General features: G+C 39.1%; 20 protein-coding genes and 1 tRNA gene. 10 read left to right on the top strand and 11 right to left on the bottom strand.

Going from position 1 to position 26229, the window contains the following annotated elements; genetic code table 11:
• Positions 1 to 37: 37 nt before the first annotated feature.
• The gene (locus tag FJR06_RS23550; RefSeq protein WP_015078422.1) at positions 38 to 388 is read right to left on the bottom strand and encodes a DUF6464 family protein; all 351 of its coding nucleotides are present in this window, start codon (positions 386 to 388) and stop codon (positions 38 to 40) included.
• A 205-nt stretch (positions 389 to 593) separates the two neighbouring features.
• Between FJR06_RS23550 and FJR06_RS23545 the strand changes: the two genes are divergently transcribed.
• Both FJR06_RS23545 and FJR06_RS23540 read left to right on the top strand, forming a co-directional pair.
• Positions 594 to 1478, top strand: coding sequence for an ABC transporter permease (locus FJR06_RS23545; protein ID WP_168652383.1), 885 nt, complete (start codon positions 594 to 596; stop codon positions 1476 to 1478).
• 21 nt (positions 1479 to 1499) lie between these two features.
• Positions 1500 to 1904 carry a hypothetical protein gene (locus FJR06_RS23540; RefSeq protein WP_015078424.1) on the top strand — a complete coding sequence of 135 codons (405 nt, stop codon included), beginning with the start codon at positions 1500 to 1502 and terminating at the stop codon, positions 1902 to 1904.
• A 175-nt stretch (positions 1905 to 2079) separates the two neighbouring features.
• On the opposite strand, the gene FJR06_RS23535 is transcribed toward FJR06_RS23540, so the two are convergent.
• Positions 2080 to 2517 (bottom strand): peroxiredoxin, encoded by a 438-nt coding sequence (locus tag FJR06_RS23535; RefSeq protein ID WP_015078425.1) that lies wholly within the window; start codon positions 2515 to 2517, stop codon positions 2080 to 2082.
• Positions 2518 to 2665: 148 nt separating this feature from the next.
• Here FJR06_RS23535 and FJR06_RS23530 point away from each other — a divergent pair, with 148 nt between their 5' ends.
• The 4 genes from FJR06_RS23530 (at position 2666) to FJR06_RS24810 (ending at position 9699) form a co-directional block, all read left to right on the top strand.
• On the top strand, positions 2666 to 3070 hold the full coding sequence (locus FJR06_RS23530; protein WP_015078426.1) for an Npun_F0494 family protein: 405 nt from the start codon (positions 2666 to 2668) through the stop codon (positions 3068 to 3070).
• A 196-nt stretch (positions 3071 to 3266) separates the two neighbouring features.
• Positions 3267 to 4739, top strand: coding sequence for a cobyric acid synthase CobQ (gene cobQ, locus FJR06_RS23525; RefSeq protein WP_168652382.1), 1473 nt, complete (start codon positions 3267 to 3269; stop codon positions 4737 to 4739).
• Positions 4740 to 5370: 631 nt separating this feature from the next.
• Complete coding sequence (locus tag FJR06_RS23520; protein ID WP_168652381.1) at positions 5371 to 9480, top strand: DUF4347 domain-containing protein; 4110 nt, start codon at positions 5371 to 5373, stop codon at positions 9478 to 9480.
• Positions 9481 to 9564: 84 nt separating this feature from the next.
• Positions 9565 to 9699, top strand: coding sequence for a hypothetical protein (locus tag FJR06_RS24810; RefSeq protein ID WP_256369544.1), 135 nt, complete (start codon positions 9565 to 9567; stop codon positions 9697 to 9699).
• Positions 9700 to 10040: 341 nt separating this feature from the next.
• Here FJR06_RS24810 and ftsH2 read toward each other — a convergent pair whose 3' ends face one another.
• Entirely contained in the window at positions 10041 to 11927 is a 1887-nt protein-coding gene (gene ftsH2, locus FJR06_RS23515; protein ID WP_041457570.1) for an ATP-dependent zinc metalloprotease FtsH2, read from the bottom strand.
• A 467-nt stretch (positions 11928 to 12394) separates the two neighbouring features.
• On the opposite strand from ftsH2, the gene FJR06_RS23510 reads away from it, so the two are divergent.
• A complete protein-coding gene (locus tag FJR06_RS23510) occupies positions 12395 to 12613 on the top strand; it encodes a type II toxin-antitoxin system HicB family antitoxin (RefSeq protein WP_015078431.1) in 219 nt (72 codons plus the stop codon).
• Between the two features lie 363 nt (positions 12614 to 12976).
• Here FJR06_RS23510 and FJR06_RS23500 read toward each other — a convergent pair whose 3' ends face one another.
• Together FJR06_RS23500 and FJR06_RS23495 are read right to left on the bottom strand one after the other, a co-directional pair.
• Positions 12977 to 13489: a hypothetical protein gene (locus FJR06_RS23500; protein ID WP_015078432.1), complete on the bottom strand. Its 513-nt coding sequence runs from the start codon at positions 13487 to 13489 to the stop codon at positions 12977 to 12979.
• A gap of 654 nt (positions 13490 to 14143) precedes the next feature.
• The gene (locus FJR06_RS23495; protein ID WP_015078433.1) at positions 14144 to 14743 is read right to left on the bottom strand and encodes a Uma2 family endonuclease; all 600 of its coding nucleotides are present in this window, start codon (positions 14741 to 14743) and stop codon (positions 14144 to 14146) included.
• Positions 14744 to 15638: 895 nt separating this feature from the next.
• On the opposite strand from FJR06_RS23495, the gene FJR06_RS23485 reads away from it, so the two are divergent.
• Positions 15639 to 17120, top strand: a complete 1482-nt coding sequence (locus FJR06_RS23485; protein ID WP_168652380.1) for a WD40 repeat domain-containing protein — start codon at positions 15639 to 15641, stop codon at positions 17118 to 17120.
• A gap of 397 nt (positions 17121 to 17517) precedes the next feature.
• Complete coding sequence (locus tag FJR06_RS23480; RefSeq protein ID WP_168652379.1) at positions 17518 to 17715, top strand: hypothetical protein; 198 nt, start codon at positions 17518 to 17520, stop codon at positions 17713 to 17715.
• Positions 17716 to 18360: 645 nt separating this feature from the next.
• On the opposite strand, the gene FJR06_RS23475 is transcribed toward FJR06_RS23480, so the two are convergent.
• The 5 genes from FJR06_RS23475 to FJR06_RS23455 all read right to left on the bottom strand — a co-directional run bounded on the left by FJR06_RS23475 (position 18361) and on the right by FJR06_RS23455 (position 23490).
• Entirely contained in the window at positions 18361 to 18843 is a 483-nt protein-coding gene (locus FJR06_RS23475; RefSeq protein WP_015078435.1) for a hypothetical protein, read from the bottom strand.
• Positions 18844 to 18982: 139 nt separating this feature from the next.
• The gene (gene gltX / locus FJR06_RS23470; protein ID WP_168652378.1) at positions 18983 to 20428 is read right to left on the bottom strand and encodes a glutamate--tRNA ligase; all 1446 of its coding nucleotides are present in this window, start codon (positions 20426 to 20428) and stop codon (positions 18983 to 18985) included.
• A gap of 98 nt (positions 20429 to 20526) precedes the next feature.
• A tRNA-Asp gene (locus FJR06_RS23465) sits at positions 20527 to 20600 on the bottom strand.
• A gap of 225 nt (positions 20601 to 20825) precedes the next feature.
• Positions 20826 to 22007 carry an esterase-like activity of phytase family protein gene (locus FJR06_RS23460; RefSeq protein ID WP_015078437.1) on the bottom strand — a complete coding sequence of 394 codons (1182 nt, stop codon included), beginning with the start codon at positions 22005 to 22007 and terminating at the stop codon, positions 20826 to 20828.
• A 22-nt stretch (positions 22008 to 22029) separates the two neighbouring features.
• Positions 22030 to 23490, bottom strand: a complete 1461-nt coding sequence (locus tag FJR06_RS23455) for a TM0106 family RecB-like putative nuclease (protein ID WP_168652377.1) — start codon at positions 23488 to 23490, stop codon at positions 22030 to 22032.
• Between the two features lie 607 nt (positions 23491 to 24097).
• On the opposite strand from FJR06_RS23455, the gene acsF reads away from it, so the two are divergent.
• Positions 24098 to 25174, top strand: a complete 1077-nt coding sequence (gene acsF, locus FJR06_RS23445) for a magnesium-protoporphyrin IX monomethyl ester (oxidative) cyclase (RefSeq protein ID WP_015078439.1) — start codon at positions 24098 to 24100, stop codon at positions 25172 to 25174.
• 371 nt (positions 25175 to 25545) lie between these two features.
• Here acsF and FJR06_RS23440 read toward each other — a convergent pair whose 3' ends face one another.
• Positions 25546 to 26124: a TIGR04376 family protein gene (locus FJR06_RS23440; RefSeq protein WP_015078441.1), complete on the bottom strand. Its 579-nt coding sequence runs from the start codon at positions 26122 to 26124 to the stop codon at positions 25546 to 25548.
• Between the last annotated feature and the right edge of the window lie 105 nt (positions 26125 to 26229).

The following is a 26229-nucleotide window of genomic DNA, read 5'->3' as shown; positions in this document are numbered from 1 at the left end:
ATCTTCCAAATGCTTCGCCCCTACTGACAACTGACAACTAACTTTCATAGAACCGACAAGATTTACAAGGTCCTTCTGGATTAACTGCACAACGCATAATTTCTGAAAGAGCATTATAGTTACAGGTAGCATCACCTATAACCCAACGTCCTTCTACTAAACTTTTCTGTTCTGGTCTTTGGGCTTTTTGTACGTAAATAGCGATATTGTGTAAACTATAGCGTCCTCCTTTAAGCTGATATCTATGGCAACGCTCTAAAACTACGTAGGTTTTTTCGGCAAAATCAAGATAATTTCCCGGTTGGGGTGTCCAATCAAGTTGTAATTTACCAAGAGACTGACGCGGATGTGTCAAAATTACCTCTGTCGGTAAGGAATTTAGCTCCATGATCAGTTTATATTATGTGATTTATGTATAGAGTATAGTATCGCAGTATTTTGGCTTCGACAGTAACAGCATCAAAATGGCAATTTCTCTACTTTGATCTTGTTGGGGATTCGTTGTAATATAGGGTTAAGAATTATAAATATTTTTTGCTAACTAACAAGTTGCAGGAATGTTTATGATTGATGCCTTTTAATTTTTACATTCTATGAGTAATGATAAAGTAGCTGTGAATTGGCAACAATTAACCTCATCTCCTGTAGTTGCTGATACAACCTCCAATTTTTTCGCAGAAATTGTTCAAGAAACTTTTGCTTTAACTCGTCGTCTGTTTATTCAACTCCAACGTCGTCCCTCTAGCCTGATAGCAGGGATTATTCAGCCCGTCATGTGGTTAGTTTTATTTGGGGCATTATTCCAAAATGCACCCACAGGTTTATTTGGTAGTACGACAAATTACGGGCAATTTCTAGCAGCAGGTGTCATAGTCTTTACTGCTTTTGCTGGGGCTTTGAATGCTGGTTTACCTGTAATGTTCGATAGGGAATTTGGCTTTTTAAATCGGTTGCTGGTTGCACCTCTAGCCTCACGCTTTTCAATTGTTTTTGCTTCTGCTATTTTTATTATTAGCCAAAGTTTACTACAAGCAGCGGTAATTGTGGCAGCAGCGGCATTTTTAGGGGCTGGCTTACCTGATTTTACAGGATTATGTGCGATCGCTCTCATTGTCTTTCTACTGGCTTTGGGTGTCACCGCTATTTCCTTGGGTTTAGCCTTTGCATTACCCGGACACATTGAACTTATTGCCGTAATTTTTGTCACTAACCTCCCATTATTATTTGCCAGCACAGCCTTAGCGCCTTTATCCTTTATGCCCGGTTGGTTACAGGTTATTGCTACCCTCAACCCTCTCAGTTATGCGATTGAACCGATTCGCTATTTATATCTACACAGCAGTTGGGGATTAAATGATATAGTAATGCACGCCTTTTGGGGTGATGTTACCTTTGGGGGAGCGTTATTAGTGTTACTAGGTTTTGCATTAGTGGCTTTACTGAGTATTCAACCCCAACTACGCCGGAGTCTTGCCTAAAAATATATAAGGAGAACTTTCATGAAAAGATCATTTTTACCAGTTCACAAAATTATTGTTGCCACTATTGCCGGGGTTAGCTTTGCTTCTATCCTAGTAGGAGAACCTACCTTAGCTGATACTAATCAACCCTTTGGTAGTTTGGAAAGCGATACCTTGGGTCAGCAAGGCTATCGCAGTAGTAATCCTTTATCTGGCAATGGCTCAGGTTTCGATATGATGAACATGATTCATCAAGCCAACTTTGGGACTATTCAATGGAATGCTGATGAACAAAATCAACAGCTAGACCTAGCCGCAGCCACATTTAAAGCTGCACAACAAAAACTTCTTCAGCCTCAACTAAAACAAAATCCAGGATCTTCTGCAATTATCCCTGGACAAAATCTACTTCCCTTACAGATTTTACCATCATCAGGTAAATAACACTTAAATGGGAAATAATGGGCGCAAGTCCTGCGCCCCTATGGAGTTATACTAAACACGGGTGAGATTTAAACTTTTGCCAAATGACAAAGAACCCAGATGTGTAGGGGTTTACCACTGCTAAACCCCTAGGTTTAGAATCAAACAGTCAAGCCGTTTTGAGTATACTTAATGATCAAAGTCCCAGTTTTGCTAAAACATCACTAGCTTGAGTAGTAGTGTTAACAGCAGCATCAACATCAATGATTTTGCCATTACCATCAATGATGTAGGTAACACGCTTGGCGTAACCACCACCATCAACATCATAAGCTGTAATGATGCTTTTCTGGGTATCAGCTAATAAAGGGAAATTCAGATTATATTTATTGGTGAATGCTTGATGAGAAACTTCATCATCAGCACTTACTCCCAAGACAACTACATCTTTGTCTTTGTATTCAGCTTGAGAATCACGGAAACTACAAGCTTGTTTGGTGCAGCCTGGTGTGTCATCTTTGGGGTAAAAGTAGAGAACTACTGTTTTACCAGCAAAATCAGATAATGAAATTGTATTGCCGTTAGTGTCTTTGGCGGTAAATGCAGGTGCGTCTGTACCAACTGATAGAGGCATAATTCACCTTGTCCTGTTTAAAAATCTTTATGCAATCAAGATTTTACAATAATTTACAATATTTAAATAACTTGCTTACGGAATATTCTGCCAAAGAGGTATTTATTTTCAAAGCATTGACAAAAAGCACAACTTAGAGTAATGAAAAATGTCTACTGTGGATTCCCCAAACCTTAAACCCTTAGTTTATACTAGTGAAGCCCTAGAAAGAGCCGAGCGATCGCTAATCTGTTCGCCCTTCAACCTCAATTTGTTTATAGCCATGACTAGCCAAAGTATCCAACTAGGTGCTATAGCAATGGAGAAAGGAAATCAGCAAAGTTACACCAAGCAACCCTTATCAGAATTGACCTGTGAAAACGCTTTAGCCTGGTTAATTGATGTAGGAGTATTGCGGCGAGAAGTTGATGGACAGGGCATTACAGACAGTTTTCGCCTAACTCCCTTGGGTCATCAATTGATTGTCAAGTTAAAAGATCAGAAATTGCGTCATCCTTCCCTGAGCGATCGCTACAATGATTTTATGACTCGTTGGTTACGTTTACCCTTTTGACAGTTTGACCTCGTTCCTAGCCTCCGGCTAGGAATGCCAATGCTGAGGCTCTGCCTCATGTCACTAGCGGCAGAGCCGCCATCTACATTCCCAGTCTGAGACTGGGAACGAGATAACGAGATATGCAAGTTTAAAAAAATAACAGCTTATTTACAGATGCACTACTTAATATCAACATACTAAAATATAATTAAAAATGAAAGCAATCATGGTAGTGGGAACAACATCCCACGCAGGGAAATCACTGATAACCACAGCTATTTGTCGGATTCTTTCCCGGCGCGGGTTGCGAGTATCCCCCTTTAAAGGTCAAAATATGGCTTTAAACGCCTATGTTACCGCCAGTGGCGGGGAAATAGGCTATGCTCAAGCAGTGCAAGCTTGGGCAGCGGGAGTAGTACCCTTGGTAGAAATGAATCCAATTTTACTTAAACCCCAGGGGGATATGACATCCCAAATCATTTTTAAAGGTAAAGCCATCGGGAAAGTTAGTGCCACAGATTACTACGAACAATATTTTGAACTCGGTTGGCAGACCATCAAAGAATGTTTACAATACCTATCTACAGAATTTGAAGCCCTAGTTTGTGAAGGTGCTGGTAGTCCCGCCGAAATTAATCTCAAACACCGGGATTTAACTAATATGCGGGTTGCTAAACATTTAAATGCACCTACTTTATTAGTAGTTGATATTGATAGAGGTGGAGCATTTGCTCATGTCGTCGGCACATTAGAACTATTAGATCCAGACGAACGCGCCTTAATTAAAGGAGTCGTCATTAATAAATTTCGAGGACAGCGCTCAATTCTCGAACCCGGAATTAAATGGTTAGAAGAACGGACAGGTATACCTGTGGTTGGTGTTATTCCCTATTTAGAACAAGTTTTCCCAGCGGAAGACTCCCTAGATTTACTAGAACGCAAACCAGCAAAAGCTAACTCTGAACTAAATATTGCGGTGATTCGTTTACCCAGAATTGCCAATTTCACAGATTTTGACCCCTTGGAATCAGAACCATCAGTCACAGTCAAATATTTACATCCTAAGCAAAGTTTAGGACATCCAGATGCAGTAATTATCCCAGGAACAAAAACCACCATTGCCGATTTAATTACCTTGCAAAAAAGCGGTATGGCGGAGGCAATTCAAAACTATGCGGCTTCTGGTGGCACGGTTTTAGGCATTTGTGGCGGGTTTCAAATGTTGGGACAGTCTATAGCTGATCCAGAAGGCATGGAAGGACAAGTTGGTAAATATCCAGGGTTAAGTTTATTACCCATGAAAACAGTAATTACTGGTCAAAAAACTGCCCGTCAGCGTCAAGTTACTTCTAATTATCCCCAAGCGGGTTTACCTGTGACTGGGTTTGAAATTCACCAAGGGCGCTCGCGCATAGAAAACCCAGCAGATCAAAAATCCTGTCAGCCTCTATTTGATGATGCTAATTTAGGGTTAGTAGATAGTTGTCAATCAGTTTGGGGAACTTATCTACATGGAATTTTCGATAATGGTCCTTGGCGACGAGCTTGGGTAAATCGTCTCCGGCAACAACGGGGTTTGAAATCTTTACCCACAGGTGTAGCGAATTACAAAGAACAGCGAGAGCAGATGTTAGATTCTTTGGCTACTCAAATTGAAGAGCATTTAGACTTAACACCGTTTATATAGATTAAGATGTTTTTCATTTCATCGAATTTGAGTTAAATCAATAAAAAGTTAAATTACCCCCCTTCTATTTTTATAAATGGGGGGTAATTTTTGATTCGTACTTAATTAAGGAACGCAAATTTAATAACCTGCAATTCTGATGTAACCTGGAATGGTGCGTTACGCTGTCGCTAACACACCCTACTTTTGCACCTTATTTAATTCACATTCCTAAGTTTGGCAACGGGGGATTTAAAACCCTAAACTTTGTTAAAGTCTCAGTTACATATATGTCACATACGTGACTCTAAGGATGTGTCATAAAAAGATTATTTATAACTGAAAGATCACGGTTGTGTTTATCAGTAACACATCCTAGCATCATATACATATTTAACCTGTTTGGATAAGAATTTGTAAAGGTTTACCACTGCTCAACAGTGTCAAGTACCTCCCAGCCAGGGAATTAATTCCCTGTCTAAAAGCTCAAGTCGGTTAAAACCGACTATTTTGGCAGTATTTATTCGAGAAATAGGATAATTTTTGATTTTGATTTAATCACAGTGCGTTTCAACGCACTTTAGCTATTAGCCCGGAACTTCAGTTCCGGGCGGGTATGAAAGCTTAGTTACCAAGTACAAAGGAAAAAAATATGTTTAGCAACTCTTCCCTCAGTCAAACCGCGACAACTATTGTTGTTATTGATGCCTCCGTTTCCGACTATCAGACCCTACAAACAGGAGTTGTAGAGGGTGTAGAAACGGTGATTCTTTCCCCAAATCAAGACGGGATTGAGCAAATTAGCCAAATTTTACAACAACATCCCCACATCACCACCATTCACATCGTTTCCCACGGTTCTCCTGGATGCTTGTATTTAGGAAATAGTCAATTAAACTTAACCAATATTCACAATTACACCCAACAGTTACAACACTGGCAAGGTCAGAATATTTTACTCTATGGTTGTAACGTCGCTGCGGGGGATGCTGGAGAAGAGTTTATTCGTAAGTTACGTGAGATTACCAACGCAACTATTAGCGCGTCTGCAACAAAAACGGGAAATGCAGCTTTAGGGGGAAATTGGGAATTAGAGGTAAATATTCCTGAAAATCATGGGATATCTCTTGTTTTTTATGCAGAAACCTTAAACACCTATCAGGGAGTATTTGCACTTACATTAGTAGGAGTGTGGGATCGTTTAAGTCAGTCCAGTGCTATGACGGTGGTAGGAAACTATGCCTACGCTGTAGGGGATATGCTGGAGATCATTGATATTAGCAATCCTAGTAACCCGATTTTCAAGGGAAGTTACGATATTAATTATGCTTGGCGCGTGCAGAATAATACTTGGGGTGTGCAAAATGATGCTTGGGGCGTGCAAGTAGTGGGCAACTATGCTTATGTCGCTGATTTTTTCGCAGGACTACAAATAATCGACATCAGCAACCCTACTGCTCCCACCCTAAAAGGCGCTTATGATACTTCTGGCTGGGCTTTGGATGTACGAATAGTGGGCAACTACGCTTATGTGGCTGATGGTGATTCAGGACTACAGATAATCGAGATCAGCAACCCTACTGCTCCCACCCTAAAAGGCACTTATGATACTTCTGGCAGTGCTTATGGTGTGCAAGTGGTAGGCAACTACGCTTATGTGGCTGATGGTTCTTCAGGACTAAAAATCATCGACATCAGCAACCCCACGACCCCTACTCTCAAGGGCAATTATGATACTTCTGGCTTTGCTGCGGGTGTGCAAGTGGTAGGCAACTACGCTTATGTCGCTGATAATGAATCAGGACTACAAATAATCGACATCAGCAATCCCACTGCTCCCACACTCAAGGTCAATTATGATACCTCTGGCAATGCTTATGGTGTGCAAGTTTCGGGCAACTACGCTTATGTGGCTGATGCTTATTCAGGACTACAAATCATTGATATCAGCAATCCCACAGCACCTATTTTCAAGAGCAAGTATGATACTATTTATTCTACTAATGATGTACAAGTAGTGGGCAACTACGCCTACATGATTGATGGTGTAGGATTGCAAACTATTGATATCAGCACTCCCACAGCCCCTATTTTCAAGAGCAAGTATGATACCAGTAGCTATTCTATAGATGTACAAGTAGTAGGAAATTATGCCTATGTCGCTGATTATCTGTCAGGACTAAAAATCATTGATATCAGCAATCCTGCCGCTCCCACCTTCAAGGGTAATTATGATACTTCTGATGCGGCTGTTGTTGTGAACGTAGTGGGTAACTACGCCTATATTGCTGATTATGGTTCAGGGCTACAAATAATTGACATCAGCAACCCCACTGCTCCCACTCTCAAAGGCAATTATGATACTTCTGGTGCGGCTTATGGTGTGCAAGTAGTTGGTAACTATGCTTATGTCGCTGATGCTGGATCAGGACTACAAATAATCGACATCAGTAACCCCACAACCCCTATCCTTAAGGGCAATTACGATACTTCTGGTAATGCTCAGGGTGTGCAAGTAGTGGGAAACTACGCTTATGTGGCTGATGGTTATAAAGGACTACAAATAATTGACATCAGCAATCCTAGTATTCCCACCCTCAAAAGTTCTTGTAATTATGATCCTGATTATGGCTTTGCTGTGGGTGTGCAAGTATTGGGAAACTATGCTTATATGACTGATTATACAGGACTGAAAATCATCGACATCAGCAATCCCTCTGCTCCCACCCTCAAAGGCAATTACAATTTTGAAATGTTTGCTGGGGATGTGGAAGTAGTTGGCAACTACGCTTACGTGGTTGATGGATTTAAACTAAAAATAATCGACATCAGCAATCCCACTGCTCCCACTCTCAAAGATGAATATAGTACGCCTGGCATTGGTTATTCTCATGTGCAAGTAGTCGGCAACTACGCCTATCTTACTGCTGGTTATGATGGTTTAAGGATTATTAATGTGAGTGAGTTTAATAACCAAGCCCCTACCAATCTCACACTGTCCACCAGTACAATTGCGGAAAACCAAGCCATTGGTACAGTAGTTGGTAATCTCATTAGCACAGACCCAGATACAGGAAACACCTTTACCTATAGCTTAGTTACAGGCACAGGTGCAACTGATAATAGTTTATTTACCATTGTCGGAAATCAACTCAAAACCAACTCTGTATTTGACTACGAAACCAAAAACAGTTATAGCGTTCGCGTCAAAACCACAGACCAAGATGGGTTATTCTTCGAGAAACAATTAACCATTGGAGTAACTGATCTTAACGATAACGAAAGCTTCACCACCACAGCCCAACAAGATATCATAGATGCTGAATATGGAGACGACACCATCACCAGCACATGGGGCAATTTACAACAAAACGACACCATCAAAGGTAGTAATGGTACAGATACCTTAATTATCACCGGAGGAACAGTTAATGATATTATCTCCATAGATACCAGTAACACCACCAATCAATTAGATATTCCTGGGACAACAGTATTCGGATTTGAACGCTTTGATTTAAGTGGCTTTACAGGTACAGTCAGCTTTGATGGTACTACTGGTAATGATTGGGTTAAAGGTGGTACAGGAAACGATGATTTAGGTGGTGGAGATGGTAATGACACTCTGAACGGGGGAACAGGTGCAGATTTATTAATCGGTGGTAGTGGTAATGACACTTATGTAGTAGATAATGTAGGAGATGTCATTACTGAAAGTTTAAATAGTGGTATTGATACCGTTGAATCTTCTATCACTTGGACATTAAAAGCCAACTTAGAAAACCTGACTTTAACCGGAACAACCGCTATTAATGGTACAGGTAATAACCTGAATAATATCATTACAGGTAACACTGGTAATAACGTTCTTAATGGTGGTGCGGGTGCTGATACTATGATTGGTGGTGCTGGTAATGATTCCTATTATGTGGACAATACAGCAGATACCATTACAGAAAATCTGAATGAAGGAACTGATATCGTTTTCAGCAGTGTAACTTACACCCTCACCACCAACGTAGAAAACCTGACTTTACAAGGAACAACTGCGATTAACGGTACAGGTAATGACCTCAATAACAGCATTACAGGTAATACAGCAGCTAACATTCTCACAGGTGGTTTAGGAAATGATACCCTCACCGGTGGTGCGGGTGCTGATACTATGATTGGTGGTGCTGGTAATGATTCCTATTATGTGGACAATACAGCAGATACCATTACAGAAAATCTGAATGAAGGAACTGATATCGTTTTCAGCAGTGTAACTTACACCCTCACCACCAACGTAGAAAACCTGACTTTACAAGGAACAACTGCGATTAACGGTACAGGTAATGACCTCAATAACAGCATTACAGGTAATACAGCAGCTAACATTCTCACAGGTGGTTTAGGAAATGATACCCTCACTGGTAATGCAGGTTCAGATACTTTAATTGGTGGTAAGGGTAACGATAGCCTGTATTTGGGTTTAAACGATAATGCTGTAGATAACGTTAATTATGTTCTTGGTGATGGTACAGATACAGTTTATCAATTTGTGCGCGGTGTCGGTGGTGATCAACTGAACTTTACAGGTATTGCCAATTTTGATGTGATTACGTCAGGTACTTCTACATTAGTACGAGTTGGTGATGGTATTGGTAATAATAGTGGTTTTGGTACTGGTCAGTTATTAGTGACCTTATCAGGGACATCTGGATTTACCAGCGCCAATGCGAATTTAAACCTCTTTGGCGGTAATTTTCTCTTTAACTAGTTTGTAGTTTATCTACCCAGTCGGTTTTAACCAAGTTTAGACTCGTAGGTTGGTTTATCCGCGTTAGCGTTGCGAAGCAATAGCATGAAACCTAACGCATTTGTTGGGTTGCGCTGTCGCTTAACCCAACCTACAAAAAACGTATTATCTACCCAGTCGGTTTTAACCGACTTTAGATTCGTAGGTTGGTTTATCCGCGTTAGCGTTGCGAAGCAATAGCATGAAACCCAACAAATGCGTTGGGTTGCGCTGTCGCTTAACCTAACCTACAAAAAACGTATTATCTACCCAGTCGGTTTTAACCGACTTTAGCTATCAGACAGGGAATTTATTCCCTGGCTTCCTGGCTTACTCCCCATAAACATAATCACCCCATCATGTTTCGCCAAAAAGCGCAAAAACGCCAACCCAAAAAAGAGATTTATGGTATTGACAAACAATTTTAAAAATGTTATCATTAGCTTGATAAGGAAGAACCATCTTGCGATTATAATAAATAAAACGACAAGATCCCCGACTTCTTCAAGAAGTCGGGGATCTGATTGATGCAAAATCAACCCTTACAGCATGGGGGCAAACTGAGATTTATCAGGTACTTCCGCGTACTCAGCCACAATTTGCCTAAGTTCGTCACCATTAATGGTTTCTTTCTCAATCAACAAATCAACCAAACGATCTGCGAGACTGCGATGATCACGCATGATATTCTTAGCGTTGCTATAGCATTCTTCCACAATCATTCTCACTTGGGCATCAATGCGACAAGCGATCGCTTCAGAATACTCAGAACGGGTTGTCCAGTCACGACCGAGGAACACTTCACCCTGCTGGCTTTCCAGAGATAAAGGACCTAAATCAGACATTCCGAACCGTGTTACCATTTGTCGTGCCATTCCTGACAACTGCTGTAAATCTCCACCAGCGCCAGTTGTAACTTCTGCACGGCCAAAAATTACCTCTTCAGCAGCCCGACCACCTAAAGCCCCTGTAATTCTAGCCTTTAGCTGAGAACGGCTAATTAAACCTTGTTCTTCATTAGGCATAAACCAAGTTAAACCCTGGGCTTGTCCTCTGGGAATCAGAGTCACTTTTTGTACCGGGTCATGGTCTTTGAGTAAAGTCCCGACCAAAGCATGGCCGATTTCATGGTAAGCAATCAACCGCTTACTCTTGCTATCCACCAGGGGAGTACCTTCCATACCAGCAACTACCCGATCAACAGCATCATCAATTTCTAGTAAAGTGATGCCTTCCTTGCGTCTTCTCGCTGTGAGAATCGCGGCTTCATTGAGGAGGTTAGCTAAATCTGCACCGGTAAATCCAGGAGTCCGGCGAGCGATCGCTTCCAAAGATACGCTAGGATCTAATTTCTTATTTCTAGCATGAACTTGTAATACTTCCAAACGGCCTTTAATATCCGGTGCATCTACAGTTACTTGTCTATCAAAACGACCAGGACGTAATAAAGCGGCATCTAGGACATCAGGACGGTTAGTAGCAGCAATAATAATAATGCCAGTATTGCCTTCAAACCCATCCATTTCTGTTAATAATTGGTTGAGGGTTTGTTCCCGTTCATCATTCCCACCACCAATACCCGCACCCCGTTGACGACCCACCGCGTCAATTTCATCAATAAAGATAATACAAGGAGCGTTATCTTTCGCTTTCTTAAACAAGTCACGGACACGGGAAGCACCCACACCCACAAACATTTCCACAAATTCCGAACCGGAGATAGAGAAGAAAGGTACACCAGCTTCACCCGCAATGGCTTTTGCCAGTAAAGTTTTACCAGTTCCTGGAGGTCCAACCAATAGTACACCCTTGGGAATGCGAGCGCCCACAGCAGTAAATTTCTCAGGTTGTTTGAGGAAAGTAACAACTTCTTGTAATTCTTCCTTAGCTTCTTCAATTCCCGCTACATCGTCAAACTTCACCCCTGTTTTCGCTTCCATTTGGAAACGAGCGCGGGACTTGCCGAAATTCATCGCTTGTCCAGGACCACCGGGAAGATTATTAGAGCGCCGGAACAAAAAGAACAAGCCAGTAATCAATAAAACTGGGAAAATTAAATTACCCAAAAGTCCCCAGATTGCCCCATCATTGCGGATAGGATGGGCATCAAAACTGACTTGCTTTTCTTTGAGCTTTTGAATTAATTCAGGAGCATTCACGGGCAAATCTACCCGCCAGCGTTGGGTGCGATTTTCGATGTCTTGGTCATTAGCTTCGATAATTGCGGTTCTACCACCATCGTATAGATCCACATTGGTAACGCGGTCTGCATCCAAGTATTCCAAAAAGCGCCCATAGGTCATACGGGTATTGGCGGCATTTTTGCCTGTGTCCGCAGGAGCGCCTGCAAAAGCCCCTTGCCAGAAGAAAAAGCCGATTACCAAAGCCAGCACTGACCAAAGTGCTACGACTCTCCAGGAGAATTTCATCTTTAATTTGCCTTTAGATACTAATATGACTGCTTTTGTAACGGATGTTTATAAATCCATTTTGTAATTTGAGCCATAAAACGTCGGTTTGCTTATGGCAGATTCATGAAGTTTGTCTAGAATCTTAATTAAATTTAACCTAATTCTCATACTAATACCAATTAAAAATTAAAAATTAAAAGTTAAATATTCCCAAAATCAGACCCAGTAAGGATTTGGGGCTAATTTATATTTTGCTATCTCTATTACTAATTTTATGCCGGACTGCACAGGATCACCAAATTCATTTATATTATTCATGCTTCAAAGCTTAATACAACGCAGAGGTTACGAAAAATGAACCACGAAGAAGCGAAGAAGCGAAGGTAAGAGTTTTAGAGAGATTTTTCGTGCTGGGTGATAGTGTCATCGCTGATCTTGTAACTAATCATCGTTTAAAATCTAGTAGACTTCTTGTGAAAATTGTTATGAAAGCAGAGTTAACAGCCATCATTGAGAGAGCAACGGAAGGAGGATACTGGGCAATTTGTCCAGAAATTTCTGGTGCTAATGGTCAAGGTGAAACCATTGAGGAAGCGAAAGAAAACTTGAAACTTGCTATTCAATTGATTATTGAAGATCCTATGGCACATATCCGCAGGGGAATCACAGAAGATGCGATAGAAGAGACTATTTTAATTCCATGAAACGTAAAGAATTAGAAAAAAAGTTAAGATAAGCAGGTTGTTACCTAAAACGAGAAGGTGGTTCTGATTCTTTATGGATTAATCCTCAAACAGGTGTCATTGAGGCTGTACCAAGACATATAGAAATTAAGGAATTTTTAGCCCAGAAAATTCTTAAAAACTTAAATGCCGAATAAGTAGGTGAACACAATAAGGGACTTCCAATTAAAAAAATACCCAAAAATTTCTTGTGGTGCGGGACGAATTGCCCGCTAATCATCAAGGACGGGCAGGACTTGTACTGAGCCTGTCGAAGTATGCCCATCCCACAAAATTGGGTAATTTATTTTTTGGTGTTCCCTAGAGAATGCAGTAAATGGATGATTATTTAGCAACGGCCATAACCTGTTGGGGTTCTCTCTGGGTTTCTTCAACCTGGCAGCGATCGCTATTTTGATTAGTGCTACCATTGGCACTATTCTCAGTAGAAATATTGTCCGTAGTATTATCAGTAACTTTCACCTGAGCAAGTTGACTTTTTAGCTTAATTTTTAACGCATCGGTAAGGGGTAGAATATCAATTTCCCTGTAAAGGGCTTCTTCCGCTTCCGTTTTGCGACGCTCAACATAAACAGTAGTAAGAATCATCTCGATTCCGTAACCCGTCAAATTGTCTCCGATAACACCAATTGAACCCGCTAAAGCAGTGGCAAGAGTAACGGTTAGACCCGTACCCCCAAAAGAGGTGAATGCTACAGCAAGAATGATACTAGGAACACCGATAGAAGCTGTCTTTTTAGCGATCTCGTCGAAAGAAATTCCCATAGAGGAAAGTTGTTTTGAAATTTCTTCAGGAGAAATGCCAAAAGCACTCAGTTGTTTATTAAGTTCGTCCATAAAATAAAGACCTCTTAGATGACCGTAAATTGTTTAGTTAGAGTTTAATCGCCACCAATTGTAACAGAAGATCAGTTTTTTGATCCAGACTTAACTCAATCAGTGAAATATTAGTCTGTATCGTACAAACCGATACGAAAAACTTTCGAGTTGTACAGAGAAAATGCTATCTGTCCGTTCGCTCATTTTGAATAGAGAAAAAGAATTAAAACTTGGAAGGAAAAGGAAGACAGAGATTTTGTTTTTTACATAGAGAAAGAAGCATTGAAGCGGGAGAGGAGTAGGTTATTATCAGGGGAGTTGAGGGGAAGGGGAATGAAAAGATGGAAATAAGTTCAGAGCGAATAAATGACAAGGACTCCGGTTTGATTCTTGAATTTTCCTGCGTAGGAAGGCAAGAGGCAAGAGGATTTGAGAATATGAAGGTGTACCGAGTTTTGTTCAAAAATCAAATAGGAGTCCTATAGATGAATATTGTGCAGAGTATAAAGACCTGTTTAAAGAAGTAAGAAATTATGAATGTTTCAAATATTTACATTTAGGAATAATTTCAGCAATCAAGTTTTCAAACAACCTCTGAGATTATCAATTAATTCTTTAATTTTACTGGCAAAATCTAAACTGTCTAAATGCTGCATAGTTGAGAATCTATATCTAAAAAGATAATTCTTGAAATAACTCTATCAAAGGCAAATTAAAATTAGGAATAACATCTTCTCCATCAAGACTATCTTCCAATTGCAAAAGCTGGGATGGCTTAGGTTTGCGATAAACTAATACACATTCTTCATCTGGCAATATTACCCATGCTAAACGAGTGCCATTTTCAAAATATTCTACTAATTTATTATGAATTTCTTCAAAAGTATTATTAGGAGAAATAATTTCTACAGCTAAATCAGGAGCGCCATCAAAAAAACCTTTGGGTAATCGCTTTAAACCTGGCAATCTTTCCTTAGAAACAAAAGCAAGATCGGGTGATCTTTTGTTACCAGTTTTCATTTTAAAAGCAGTGCTAGAATCACAAGTTATTCCGAGTTTATGATCACGCACAAAGCCTGTTAAAAAATATCCAAGAGTTAGAGCTAAGTAGCCATGTTCTACACCTGAATTTGCGACTATAATTAGCTCTCCATTCACATATTCATAAAGATTATCATTTTCCTGCAATAACATAAATTGCTCATCTGTTAAAGCCTGATGATTAGCTAAAGGTTGAATTAATTCTAAATTTGTGATTGCAGCTTGTGTCATTAGATTTAACTCCACAGATGAAACGCTATATCAATGATTATATACTTAATTGACAGATCCCCGACTTCTAACACTAATTCATAATTTATTGACATCATTATCCTCAAAACGGCTTAATCGTTCGATTCCATCGGTAGGGGTTTAGCAGCGCTAAACCCCTACAAATCTAGGTTTTTCCTAACCGTGTTTAGTATAACAAATAAGTCGGGTATCTTATCCTGTTTATGCACTAATCCTATTATACTCGTTGATATACTTTTTAACGATTAAACTATTGATATATGAGGAATGAGAGGAAATTCCTGTACCTGTGCGTACTCCAGTAGTAGTTTGACTGATTTATTTCTCGCGTCAGGTTTGTGAGTGTTGGTAATAAGGAGGGTATTTGTTGAGGGAATTTTGGGGAGTATGGACTCCAACTGCAACAAAATTTCTTTTGAACAAACTCCCAGTAATGTGCTGTTGGTGTACTAATCTTTGTCATGAGATCGGATAATGCTTGAGGAATGGTTTCTTTAGATTCTGGGGGGTATTCTGTATAGTTGAAGTTTGCCCATTGTTGATCTAGAGCGTGCGTTTTTAGTTGTTTGATGGTACGATTTAGAAAGAATTCGTTTTCATCAAAGTATAAGCATATTGGCATAGTAGTACGGCAATTCTATTTTCGTACATGAGCGTTAGCTCTAAGCCCACTATAATTTTGTCTGCATGGGAAAGCAGTCATTCAACGAAATGGCACTTTTGTGTAGCTGCGATTAGAAATCGCTTGGTATTTCTACAAATATTGCCTTAGAATCCGAAAAATGAAATACTTAAGATGTATAAAACCGGGAATTAGATTTATTTGAAGGTCTGGAAACTGAAAAACTAATTTTTACGTGCAGTTATTGAGAATATGGATTGGATAACTTTACAGCAAAAACTACAAGATGATTTTATCAAGAGATTGAGTTTAAATTCAAAGCTATTAAATTGTTTAACTGATCCTCATAATGAATTTAAAAGCTATCCTGATGAATTTATGGTAGTTTATGCTGAAGATTTAGAAAAGATTATTAAATATTGTTGGGATATAACAGACAAATTCAAAAAAACATCTCAAAAAAGTGTATATGAAAATTATTTTAACAATTTACAAGGTAAATTAGGCGAATTAGTAGTCAAGCAATATTTAGGCAATCTTGTTACTTCTATTGACTTGCAAATCAAGATAGGCGGTGATGGTAAAGTAGATTTTCGGTTAATTTCTGAACCAAGCGTCGGTATCCAAGTAAAAGTCCGTAGTGGCAATTTTAATTATGTTGAATGGTGTATTGATAGAGAAGAAATTAATAACAATTCTGTTATAGTATGTATTTTAATTCCAGATAAAATAACAGTTCATCAACAAAAATATTGCTTAATTATGGCAGGGTTTATTCCAGCTTTTCTTATAAAAAAATATGGAAATAAAGTTTATCTGCAAATAAATGATCTATTGTATATCGGAGGTTTAAAAGAATATTTAAATTCGCTAAACTCAAAAAATAACACGCATAAGAAAATAGAATTTTTACCTGCTAAACAAGAAAAATCCAATACTTCAAAGTATTGGGAATGTATATACACTCTAATAAATAATACGAGCGGTATTACATCTGTTTCTATTAGTCCAGATGGCTATATTTTAGCTAGTGAAAGTATAGAATTAAGTCACAAAATTATCAATATTTGGCATTTAGAGACGGTGAAAAAACTTTATACTTTTACGGCTAATACCAAGGTTGAGTTTCTTGCCTTCACTAATAAAGGTCAAACTTTAGCCAGTAGCTGTAGCGATGATAAGACAATTAGACTGTGCAATACGGGTACAGTGATGGAATTTCGTACTTTGAAACACTATAATGAATGGTTCCGCTACCTTGCTATCACTTCAGATGGAAATATGATAGCCAGTAGTGGCGGGTGGAATAAATTAGGTGGAAAAAGCAGTATTAAGCTATTACAACTAAGTACAAAAAAAGAATTGCACACTCTACACGGTCATAGAGATTATGTTCGTTCCATTGCTTTTAGTCCAGACGGACAACTCTTATCTAGTGGTAGTGACGATACAACTATCAAGATATGGCAGGTAAGTACAGGAAAGAAAGTCAGAACTCTTAAAGGTCACGAAGATTGGGTTTTTTCTATTGCCTTCAGCCCGGATGGGCAACTCCTAGCTAGTGGTAGTGACGATACAACTATCAAAATATGGCAGGTAAGTACAGGACAGGAACTTTTTACTCTCACAGGTCATACTAAATCAGTCAATTGCATTGCTTTCACTCCAGATGGGCAAACACTTGTTAGTGGCAGTGATGATAAAAGCATAAAAATTTGGCGTTTCAATAATTAATTTTCTAAAAAAAAGAAATAAGCTGTATGACGGAATGGCACTAAGATACAGCACTTTCGGCAGCTATCAGTGAGGTACATTCCCAAAGCTGAAAGCTATGATAGGAGAGGGACAAGGAGAAAACTGTATTGCATAATAGCCGGAAGCTCTGTAAGCTCAAATGACGTATTTTCAATTGTTTCAAAACCTGAAAAACCGAGAAAAAGCAAAATGAGGGATTGGTAAATGCCGATAGAGTATTAATACGTAATGTTGGTACGGTATTCAACATTATTTTTTTTAGCATTTTAAGTTACTTTAATTTCATATTCGATTTTCATATTGGTTTACTACTTGATCAGAAACTTGAATTAATATCAAATCAGTCATTTTTTTACTATTTCAAAGGCAGTAATTTATGAGTAGGAAGAAAAATACAGGGGATAAATTTAACCATCGAGTGTATAAAGGAGATAAATTTAACCATCCAGAATATAAAGGAGATGATTTTAGCTCTCAAAATAGAAATCTTCTTTCAGAGTCACCATTACAAAATATTGAAGTATCAGACCCATCTTTGCTTGACTCTATGGCAGAAGACTGTACTGAATCTTAGAACCCACCTTCCGCACCCTAAACTGTCACACAACGAAAAATGGTCGTTTGGGGATTTGAGATTGGCGATAGCGAAGCGCTGCTGCAAGCAGTTCGCCACCTAAGATTCCAACAATTTTGTATCAAAATTATCATCAAAGGTATTCAAAAATCCGAAATTACCGATTGTGACACTGGGGGGTGCGGAATGTCGGCTAGAATGATTTCGTTCAATTTGGGGTAAATATAGCGAAGATACTGTTGGCGAAATATTTCTTAACACTGGAAACCCTTATGCCATCATGGGAATCCTGCGACCAAAGTTTCCAAAACTAAGTAGGTCAACAGGAAAATTTAAAGGTATGTAACGGTATGTAAAGTTGTCTCAATGCGATATTCTGATTGTGTTTCAGCCATTTTACAAAACGCAATACACCTCATTTTTATTTTGTTCACCTACTTACTCTTTTAATGAATTGGATACAGACTGGAAACATCAATTTTGGCGATATGTTTGTGAAAATCTAGTACAGAAATTACCAATTTTTAACGCTAACCTACTTAGACATCTCCGAAAATATTGTAGAGCCGAGAATCCCTACCCAGGTCACTTCTCTACAAGGGTTTCAAGTCACACACATTTAATTCTCACAAGATGTCTAATCATTTACTTACCTTCCGTAATTTTCAAGGTATAAGGTAGGGATTCATTTTCCTTGTAAGAACCAATCCAAATTTGATAAGTACCTGGTAGCCATTCCCCAACAATACCGGGGTTTTTACCGTCAAAATCATCATTGCACCAAGTTCCACCGGGTCCTTTAACAATCATGGTGGTATCCGCAGGACTTTGGACTACTAATTTCAGGTAGTCAAATTTACTGGTGAGTTTCACAGTATGGTCTGGTGCTTCATCCATAAATCCTTTACATGGTCCTGTTGGTGGTGTTTCTGCTTTTCCTGCTATTTTGCTCCCCGGTATTGCACCACCACTCATTCCTCTCAATATCAAGGGATCTGAAGATAATGGATGTTGAATAGTCGCATCTCCAAAAATTGGCGCGGCTGTTTGAGCATGAGCCACTGGATTAAACCCGGCTGTAACGCAGAGTACAACTATGATTCCTGTAGGAAAAGCTGTTTTTGACATTGCAATTAGAGAAGATTCCTAGATATCTTATAAAGACATCAATCTTAGGTCTCAAGTTCCTTTGGAGAAAAGACTTGAGTACCGCAGGAGGAAATTCAAAATTCAAAATTAACGAGAACTCCTACCCATTACCCATGACTTAGGGTTTGCTGCTAATTGCTTGATTTAAACGGGCTTTATCTAAACCAATCTGATTTAACAGTAACCAAGACTGAATTAAATCTGGTCCATGTACATCCCCAGTTAATCCTGCTCTGAGCGATCGCATGACTAAGCCTTTTTTCACATTTTCCGATTTCACAACTTGCTTAATAATACTTTGGGCAATATCTGCTGACAACTCTGGCTGACTTTCTAAAGCTGTAATAATTGCTTGCAGTACAGTCTTGACACCCTCTTGCTGTAGTTGTTGACTGCCTTCTTCAGTCAATTCTACCCCATCAGTAAAAAATACTTTGGTCATCTCCACCGCATCCACCAATCGAGTCAAACTAGCAGCAATTAACCCCACTAGCTGCTCTAACCAAGTCCGTTCTCTCCCACCTGTAAATTGACAACCAGCTTTTTCCCAATAGGGAATAACTAAATCTGTCAGCTTATCAATTGGCATATTATGGAGATATTGGCTATTTAACCAATCCAACTTATCCCAGTCAAATTTAGCACCAGCTTTATTTACCCGCTCAAAGCCAAAATCCTTAGCTGCTGATTCTAAATCGAATATTTCTTGAGTAGAATCCGCTGGCGACCATCCCAGCAAAGTCATATAATTAACTAAACCTTCCGCAGTAAAGCCCATTTCCTCAAAGTCACAAATGGAAGTTACTCCATCCCGCTTCGATAATTTGCGCCCTTCTTGATTCAAAATCAAAGGTGTATGAGCAAATTCGGGAATCTTCGCCCCCAAAGCTTCATACAGCAGGATTTGTTTAGCAGTATTGGCGATATGGTCTTCACCACGAATGACATGAGTAATTTGCATATCAATGTCATCCACAACCACCACAAAATTATATAGTGGTTGACCTGTACCATCACTAGCAGCGCGAGCAATGACCATATCACCACCCAAATCGCTACCACGCCAACTCATTTTCCCCCGCACTAAGTCATTCCAGACAATTTCCCGGCTGTCGGCGATTTGGAATCGAATTACAGAAGAACGTCCTTGAGCTTCAAATTCAGCCCTTTGTTCTGGGGTGAGGTGACGGTGACGGTTATCATAGCGGGGTGCTTCTCCTCTGGCTTTTTGCCCTTCTCTCAAAGCGTCTAATTCTTCAGATGTGGTGTAGCAGCGGTAAGCTAATCCTTGATCTAGTAATTTTTGCACCGCTTCTTTGTAAAGATGAAGGCGTTGAGATTGGAAAAATGGACCTTCATCCCAATTCAATCCTAACCAGCGGAGTCCAGCTAGAATATTATCTGTGTATTCAGGACGCGATCGCTCTAAATCTGTATCTTCGATTCTTAAAATAAAATTGCCATCATGGTGACGAGCAAACAAATAGTTAAATACAGCAGTTCTCGCTGTACCAATATGTAGATTTCCCGTAGGACTCGGAGCTATGCGGACTCTGACGGTCACAGTTGATTCTCTCTTTTACAAATCATGATTACACCTACTGAAATTAAAGGTATGAGCATTTTTAATCAACTCGTTATTCAATATTCAGCATTTTAGAACGGGACTGACGGGGCTCGAACCCGCAACTTCCGCCGTGACAGGGCGGTGCTCTAACCAATTGAACTACAGTCCCTCGAGTTCGGTTTGAACTTGCACTCTCTCTATTATGCCTAGTCTTTTTCTATTTGTCAAGTAGTCTGAGAAAAAATATTTTTGCAGGGAATTTGCTCATGGAGAAAGAGAGGAATTTATTCCTCATTTGAGGGCTGAAGCCCTTACTACGAAATCATCTCCAGATTTTTTACATTACTTAATCTACTTTGATTTATTTTCGTCTACTTACTTAGAACCATTATTTTTAAAAGTTAGGTATTTTTAAGCGGCGTAATAATCTAGTCAATGGAGATTCGATTTTCAGCTTAAAGGCTAAAATTTGGGTTTGTTGTAGTCCATTAAAATTATTGTCGCTGATTAAAATTAGTGATGGTTGTCCGTCGGGTAATTTTGCACCCAAGGTCAATCCCTCAATATTATCTAATGATACATCTAAAGTTCGTAGATCTAACAGGAGTTTTTTCTCTACTGGCTTGATTTTATCAGGGTCAATTTTGGCAATGCTGTCAAAATTATGAATGTCTGTGGCGTTTTCTAAGGAAATCTCAAATACAAAAACTGTAAATCCCAAACCGGTGAAACTTCTTTCTATACTGAGAAAGTTTCCTTGATTATTGAGTGCTAGTAAATCTGGTAAGCCACTGGCAAATTTACCAGTAGGATTAAACAAAGATGTAACTGGTTCTGTTTGATAGAGAAATTCCCGTTCTGGCTGCTTGGTTAAGAGGTTATATTCTAAAATTCGAGAGGAAGTACCAACACCGGATTTAGCCGCTGGTCCATCTTGAATTAAGGCGTTTTCGGTGGCTGTAAATAAGAATTTTTGATTAGGTGTAATGGTGAGACTTTCAAAGGCTAAGTTGTTACGGATGCCTTTTTGCTTTTGGGAATCTGGTAAAAATTTATCTGGTATGGGTAGGGTACTAATTGTTTTTCCAGAAGCCAGCGCAAATTCTTTAATAAAGGGATTGATAAGTTTGTCTACATCACCTTCAGAGGAAACAAATATGGTATCTTGATTGGTGATAGCAATTCCTTCTGTATCAGTGGTATTGGGAGGGAATGGTTGATTGCTGGTATTTAATAAGTTTGTGACACCTACGGGAATAACATCGTTGTTGGTTAATTTACCTTTGCTGAGGTCAATTGTGAAAGTATAAAAACGAGGTGTTGCTTTTTGCCCTCTGTCATCTGATATTGCATAATATAGGTTATTTCTGACATCATAAGTTATTCCCGATAACCCACCAACTTCGGTTTTTTGGAAAATTAAACCTGTGGGTAATGTAGCTTGGCCAATAAATTCTATACTTTCGATTATTGAAGAGGCAGAAGCGAAATTATTAAACAGAAAACCAATCAGAATTAGTGGAATTATAAAGATGAGAATTAGGGATAGTTTCCGAGGTTTTGGGAGACGTGGCATAGAAGAACTGGAGTAAAATTTTTTATAAGGTAATATTACCCGATTCAGCCTCAAAAAAGCTAACTAGCCAATCTTTGACGGTACGGGTGGCGCGACAGTCATCTTCGTTGTAGTCTTGAATGATTGCTAATAAGGTGCGATCGCCTGTTTCTAACCACTTATCATACCAGTAAATACATTTAGCACCATTGGCTTGTTGTTCACGCCATTCAAATCCTAGCCAACGAGCAATAGTTTTTAAGGCATAACTATCTATTGGTAAAGCCACACTTTGAATTAATTGTTCATAGATATCAATAAACCGATTCAGGATGGGATGAATTTGGGCATAAGGTGTGCGATACAATTTACCAAGGCGTTTGACTGTATCTACTTCATAAGCACAAAAATGATAAATTGGGGCTTGAGGATATTGATTAACTAAATTCAGAAATTGTTGCCAAATTAGTGGTTCTTGTTCGGGTTGTTCCGCTAAAAAAGCATAAAATTGTTCGGTATTAGCGACTCTATCCACCACTAAAACACCTAAAAGATAATTTAAATTTAAATCTGGTTGGGCTTCAATATCAAAATAAAGTTCAATGGGGGCTGTAAAAGTTAGATATTCTAAAGAAAAGGAATTTGCAATAATTAATGGTTGTTTGGTGAATACAGATTGGGCTTGAATAACTAATTTAGCAGCTACATTACTATCAAATCCTGTCAAGTTTTCTAAAGTGCTAGGATGGGTCTGTGCCAGTGCTTCTAAAGTAGTAATAGCTAGATTTTGCAGTTGAGTATAGCGAATCGGTGTTACACCTGGTAACAGAGAAAGGTGTTCTTGATATCTCGCTTTGGCATGACAATAATTATACCAAGGACAAAGACTACATTTTTGCCGAGAAATAAAAATTTCTGGTGCTTCCACCGACTCAATAACTTGAATATATTCCTCTAAAATATTCAACATTTGTGGTGTCCATTTATCTAAATCCACCACATAAGTTTTATCTTTATCCCGCAATATCAGCCCGGCTTTACTGAGAATCACATCCTGAACCGTGGCTAAAACTTGGGCGTGAAAAGCAATAACTACTTGATATTCTTGCTTGGGACGTTTACCCAATTCAATATTAACTGGGACATAGTTCCAATTCCCAAACCGAGATTTTCCCGGCTGTTTGACCAGTAAATCTGGGCGACTCAGCAAAGTATATTTTTCACGGTAGCTAGTTAATATTACACCACGACGAATATAACTCACCCCTTGCTGCATCAGTTCTAGAGTTGATGCTGCTCCTGCTTCCCAATCCCGTGACAGATAATCAGGTTCATAGTAACTTAACTTTTTGACTATTCGCTGATGATGAGCAATTTTGTCCTGTTGTACCTTCAGGACTAACTCATTGGGAATCTCCCGCTGAAGATAATCACCGTGAACATCTAAAAAAGGTCGCCGCTGACAGCGTTGAAATTGTAGTAAAAGTTGAGCATTAATTAACATCCTTTTAAGCTAACAATAATTCAGAAATTACAGGACAGTTAAGAATTGCATTGTTCAGCCAAATACTGTAATCCTGATTGTGATTTTTCATGTTCAATAACAAAAACATTATGTCCCACCAGAGTAACCAGTACAGAATTTTCAACATTATAGTATAAAACATCACTGTTGGCGATATTTTCCCAGACTATATTACCAGCCCCAGCAATAATGGCTTGATAATTCGTTGGTATTGAACATACGAGGTTTTCAAACTATATGTTTAATATATTCAGGTTTTTTAGCTGGCACTGTAGGAAAGCGAAATTATAACTGACAAACAGTTATTTTCCCAGCTTACATGATTTTCCTGGGTTTTGGCTAATTTAACGTTTCGCTCCTCAAACACGGCATCAAACCCATTATCCTCATCAGACCTAAATCAAGTGGAAATCGTTTTTTGTGGATTTTTGCAACTATTAATCATTGATCTGCTGATTTTTGGGCTAGATATTGCTACACTGAATTTCATACAAAATTATAATTTTTGTTCCCTGCACCTTGTGAGAGCATAGAATCAGCTTTCTGGTGTCATCAAGAAAAGAAAGATAAAAGAGCAAATCAAAACATGGTAGAATCCCTCAGAAAACCAGGCTTTGACGAAATCCGTTCTGGAATTAAGTCCCCTGCTAAGGAAACCCTTTTAACACCAAGGTTTTACACAACCGATTTCGATGAAATGGCACGGATGGATCTTTCCGTCAATGAAGAGGAATTGGAAGCCATTATTGCAGAATTCCGCATTGACTACAACCGCCATCACTTTGTTCGGGATGCTCAGTTTGAAAAATCTTGGGACTCTATTGACGGAGAAACTCGCAAATTGTTCGTTGAATTTCTCGAACGTTCTTGTACAGCAGAGTTTTCCGGCTTCTTGTTATACAAAGAACTCGGTCGGCGCTTAAAGGATAAAAGCCCTCTTTTAGCTGAAGGCTTTAACCTGATGTCACGGGATGAAGCCCGTCACGCTGGGTTCTTGAACAAAGCTATGTCAGACTTTAATCTTTCTTTAGATTTAGGGTTTTTGACTAAGAGTCGTAGTTATACGTTCTTTAAGCCCAAATTCATCTTCTACGCGACCTATCTTTCTGAAAAGATTGGTTATTGGCGCTATATCACTATTTATCGTCATTTAGAAGCCCATCCTGAAGATCAAATTTATCCAATTTTTAACTTTTTTGAGAACTGGTGTCAGGATGAAAACCGTCACGGTGATTTTTTTGATGCGGTTATGAGAGCGCAGCCACAAATGTTGAATGACTGGAGAGCTAAACTATGGAGTCGCTTCTTCCTGTTGTCAGTATTTGCAACTATGTATCTCAATGATATTCAACGCAAGGATTTCTACGCTTCCTTGGGCTTGAATGCGCGTGAGTACGACATTCATGTAATTAAGAAGACCAATGAAACCGCTGGTAGAGTCTTCCCAGTTATGTTGGATGTTGAGAATCCAGTATTTTATGAGCGTTTAGATGTTTGCGTCCAGAATAACGAAAAATTGGCAGCAATTTCTAGCTCTAATACGCCTAAATTCCTGCAATTCTTCCAAAAACTTCCAATCTATCTATCTCATGGTTGGCAGTTATTACAATTGTATCTGATGAAGCCTATTGATGCGGCTTCTGCTCACGGTCAAGCTCGTTAATTTGAGTTTGATTTTTGTTTGAGGTGGTTTTGTCTTGGACAGAACCACTTTTTTTGTTTCTATTTTGTTTCGCGCAAAGACGCTAAGGAGCAAAGACGCAAAGGGAAGAGTCCTAAGTTTAAGTAAGGACTTGTTTGTAAGTTTACAACAATTCAATCTTTCCAAAAATAAATGGCAAATCCGTCAAGGGGCAAAATCTTTACTTGCTATTGGTTCTCTAATTGCTGATGAATATTGAGAGTTTGAACGGCGGTTAGATGGGAATTTTAAATTAGTTTGGTCAGAAAAACAAAACGGTGATATAGTAGGAGTCAGGATTAAAAGCACAAGTGAGTTGTGTTTTAAACAACTGACAACTGACATTCTCTCAATTATTTTCCCATCTTGCGTTTGAGTTTTTCTAATTCGTCTTGAGTTTCCCAATTGCGAAATGTATTTTCTAAGTCGTCAAAATTACTGTGAGAATTAGCAGCAGTATTCCAGCCAGGAGTTTCAGTTTTTAATCTTTGCTGGGTTTGTGCTTTGGTTCTGGCTGTTTGTGCTTCGGCTGCTTTTGTTTGTACTTCTTGACGACGTTGTTGAATTTTGCGAAGTAGTTCTTGGGACTGGTTAATGCGTTCTTTTAAACCTTGCATTTGTCCCCACATTTGATTTCCTTCTCGCAGTAGGGCTGCTTCTCGTTCTTGGGCTGGGGTGGCTAAGTCTTGTCTACCTGCGGCTTGGGCTTTTTGAATCCGAATATGCCATTTTTGGATTTCTTGGGCTGTGCTGAGAATTTCATCTTGCGATCGCTTCTCTTGCAATTGTAACTCGGCAATTAACTTTAATGTATCTTCTTCTTGTTCCCGCAGTTGTTCTAAAAGTGCTTCTAACTCTAAATGAGGGTTATTCCGCAAGAACTCTTCTAAACGACTTTCTAAAAACCGACTTAAATCATCAAATAAACTCACTGTTAAAACTCCAACTATCAGATATATGACTATTTTATAACAGAGAACAGGGAAATTTCCTTCTTTCTCCTAACAACTGACAACTGTACGGGCGAAGCATTTGGA

Origin of the sequence: Dolichospermum sp. UHCC 0352 (assembly GCF_009711925.1) — a bacterium.
GTDB classification, from domain to species: domain Bacteria; phylum Cyanobacteriota; class Cyanobacteriia; order Cyanobacteriales; family Nostocaceae; genus Dolichospermum; species Dolichospermum lemmermannii.
This window is presented reverse-complemented; position numbering and strand designations above follow the sequence as displayed.

What these genes read in the sequence shown, in the direction of transcription:
- FJR06_RS23550 (WP_015078422.1), bottom strand. Translation starts at nt 388, where the DNA reads ATGGAGCTAAATTCCTTACCGACAGAGGTAATTTTGACACATCCGCGT.
- FJR06_RS23545 (WP_168652383.1), top strand. Translation starts at nt 594, where the DNA reads ATGAGTAATGATAAAGTAGCTGTGAATTGGCAACAATTAACCTCATCT.
- FJR06_RS23540 (WP_015078424.1), top strand. Translation starts at nt 1,500, where the DNA reads ATGAAAAGATCATTTTTACCAGTTCACAAAATTATTGTTGCCACTATT.
- FJR06_RS23535 (WP_015078425.1), bottom strand. Translation starts at nt 2,517, where the DNA reads ATGCCTCTATCAGTTGGTACAGACGCACCTGCATTTACCGCCAAAGAC.
- FJR06_RS23530 (WP_015078426.1), top strand. Translation starts at nt 2,666, where the DNA reads ATGTCTACTGTGGATTCCCCAAACCTTAAACCCTTAGTTTATACTAGT.
- cobQ (WP_168652382.1), top strand. Translation starts at nt 3,267, where the DNA reads ATGAAAGCAATCATGGTAGTGGGAACAACATCCCACGCAGGGAAATCA.
- FJR06_RS23520 (WP_168652381.1), top strand. Translation starts at nt 5,371, where the DNA reads ATGTTTAGCAACTCTTCCCTCAGTCAAACCGCGACAACTATTGTTGTT.
- FJR06_RS24810 (WP_256369544.1), top strand. Translation starts at nt 9,565, where the DNA reads ATGAAACCTAACGCATTTGTTGGGTTGCGCTGTCGCTTAACCCAACCT.
- ftsH2 (WP_041457570.1), bottom strand. Translation starts at nt 11,927, where the DNA reads ATGAAATTCTCCTGGAGAGTCGTAGCACTTTGGTCAGTGCTGGCTTTG.
- FJR06_RS23510 (WP_015078431.1), top strand. Translation starts at nt 12,395, where the DNA reads ATGAAAGCAGAGTTAACAGCCATCATTGAGAGAGCAACGGAAGGAGGA.
- FJR06_RS23500 (WP_015078432.1), bottom strand. Translation starts at nt 13,489, where the DNA reads ATGGACGAACTTAATAAACAACTGAGTGCTTTTGGCATTTCTCCTGAA.
- FJR06_RS23495 (WP_015078433.1), bottom strand. Translation starts at nt 14,743, where the DNA reads ATGACACAAGCTGCAATCACAAATTTAGAATTAATTCAACCTTTAGCT.
- FJR06_RS23485 (WP_168652380.1), top strand. Translation starts at nt 15,639, where the DNA reads ATGGATTGGATAACTTTACAGCAAAAACTACAAGATGATTTTATCAAG.
- FJR06_RS23480 (WP_168652379.1), top strand. Translation starts at nt 17,518, where the DNA reads ATGAGTAGGAAGAAAAATACAGGGGATAAATTTAACCATCGAGTGTAT.
- FJR06_RS23475 (WP_015078435.1), bottom strand. Translation starts at nt 18,843, where the DNA reads ATGTCAAAAACAGCTTTTCCTACAGGAATCATAGTTGTACTCTGCGTT.
- FJR06_RS23460 (WP_015078437.1), bottom strand. Translation starts at nt 22,007, where the DNA reads ATGCCACGTCTCCCAAAACCTCGGAAACTATCCCTAATTCTCATCTTT.
- FJR06_RS23455 (WP_168652377.1), bottom strand. Translation starts at nt 23,490, where the DNA reads ATGTTAATTAATGCTCAACTTTTACTACAATTTCAACGCTGTCAGCGG.
- acsF (WP_015078439.1), top strand. Translation starts at nt 24,098, where the DNA reads ATGGTAGAATCCCTCAGAAAACCAGGCTTTGACGAAATCCGTTCTGGA.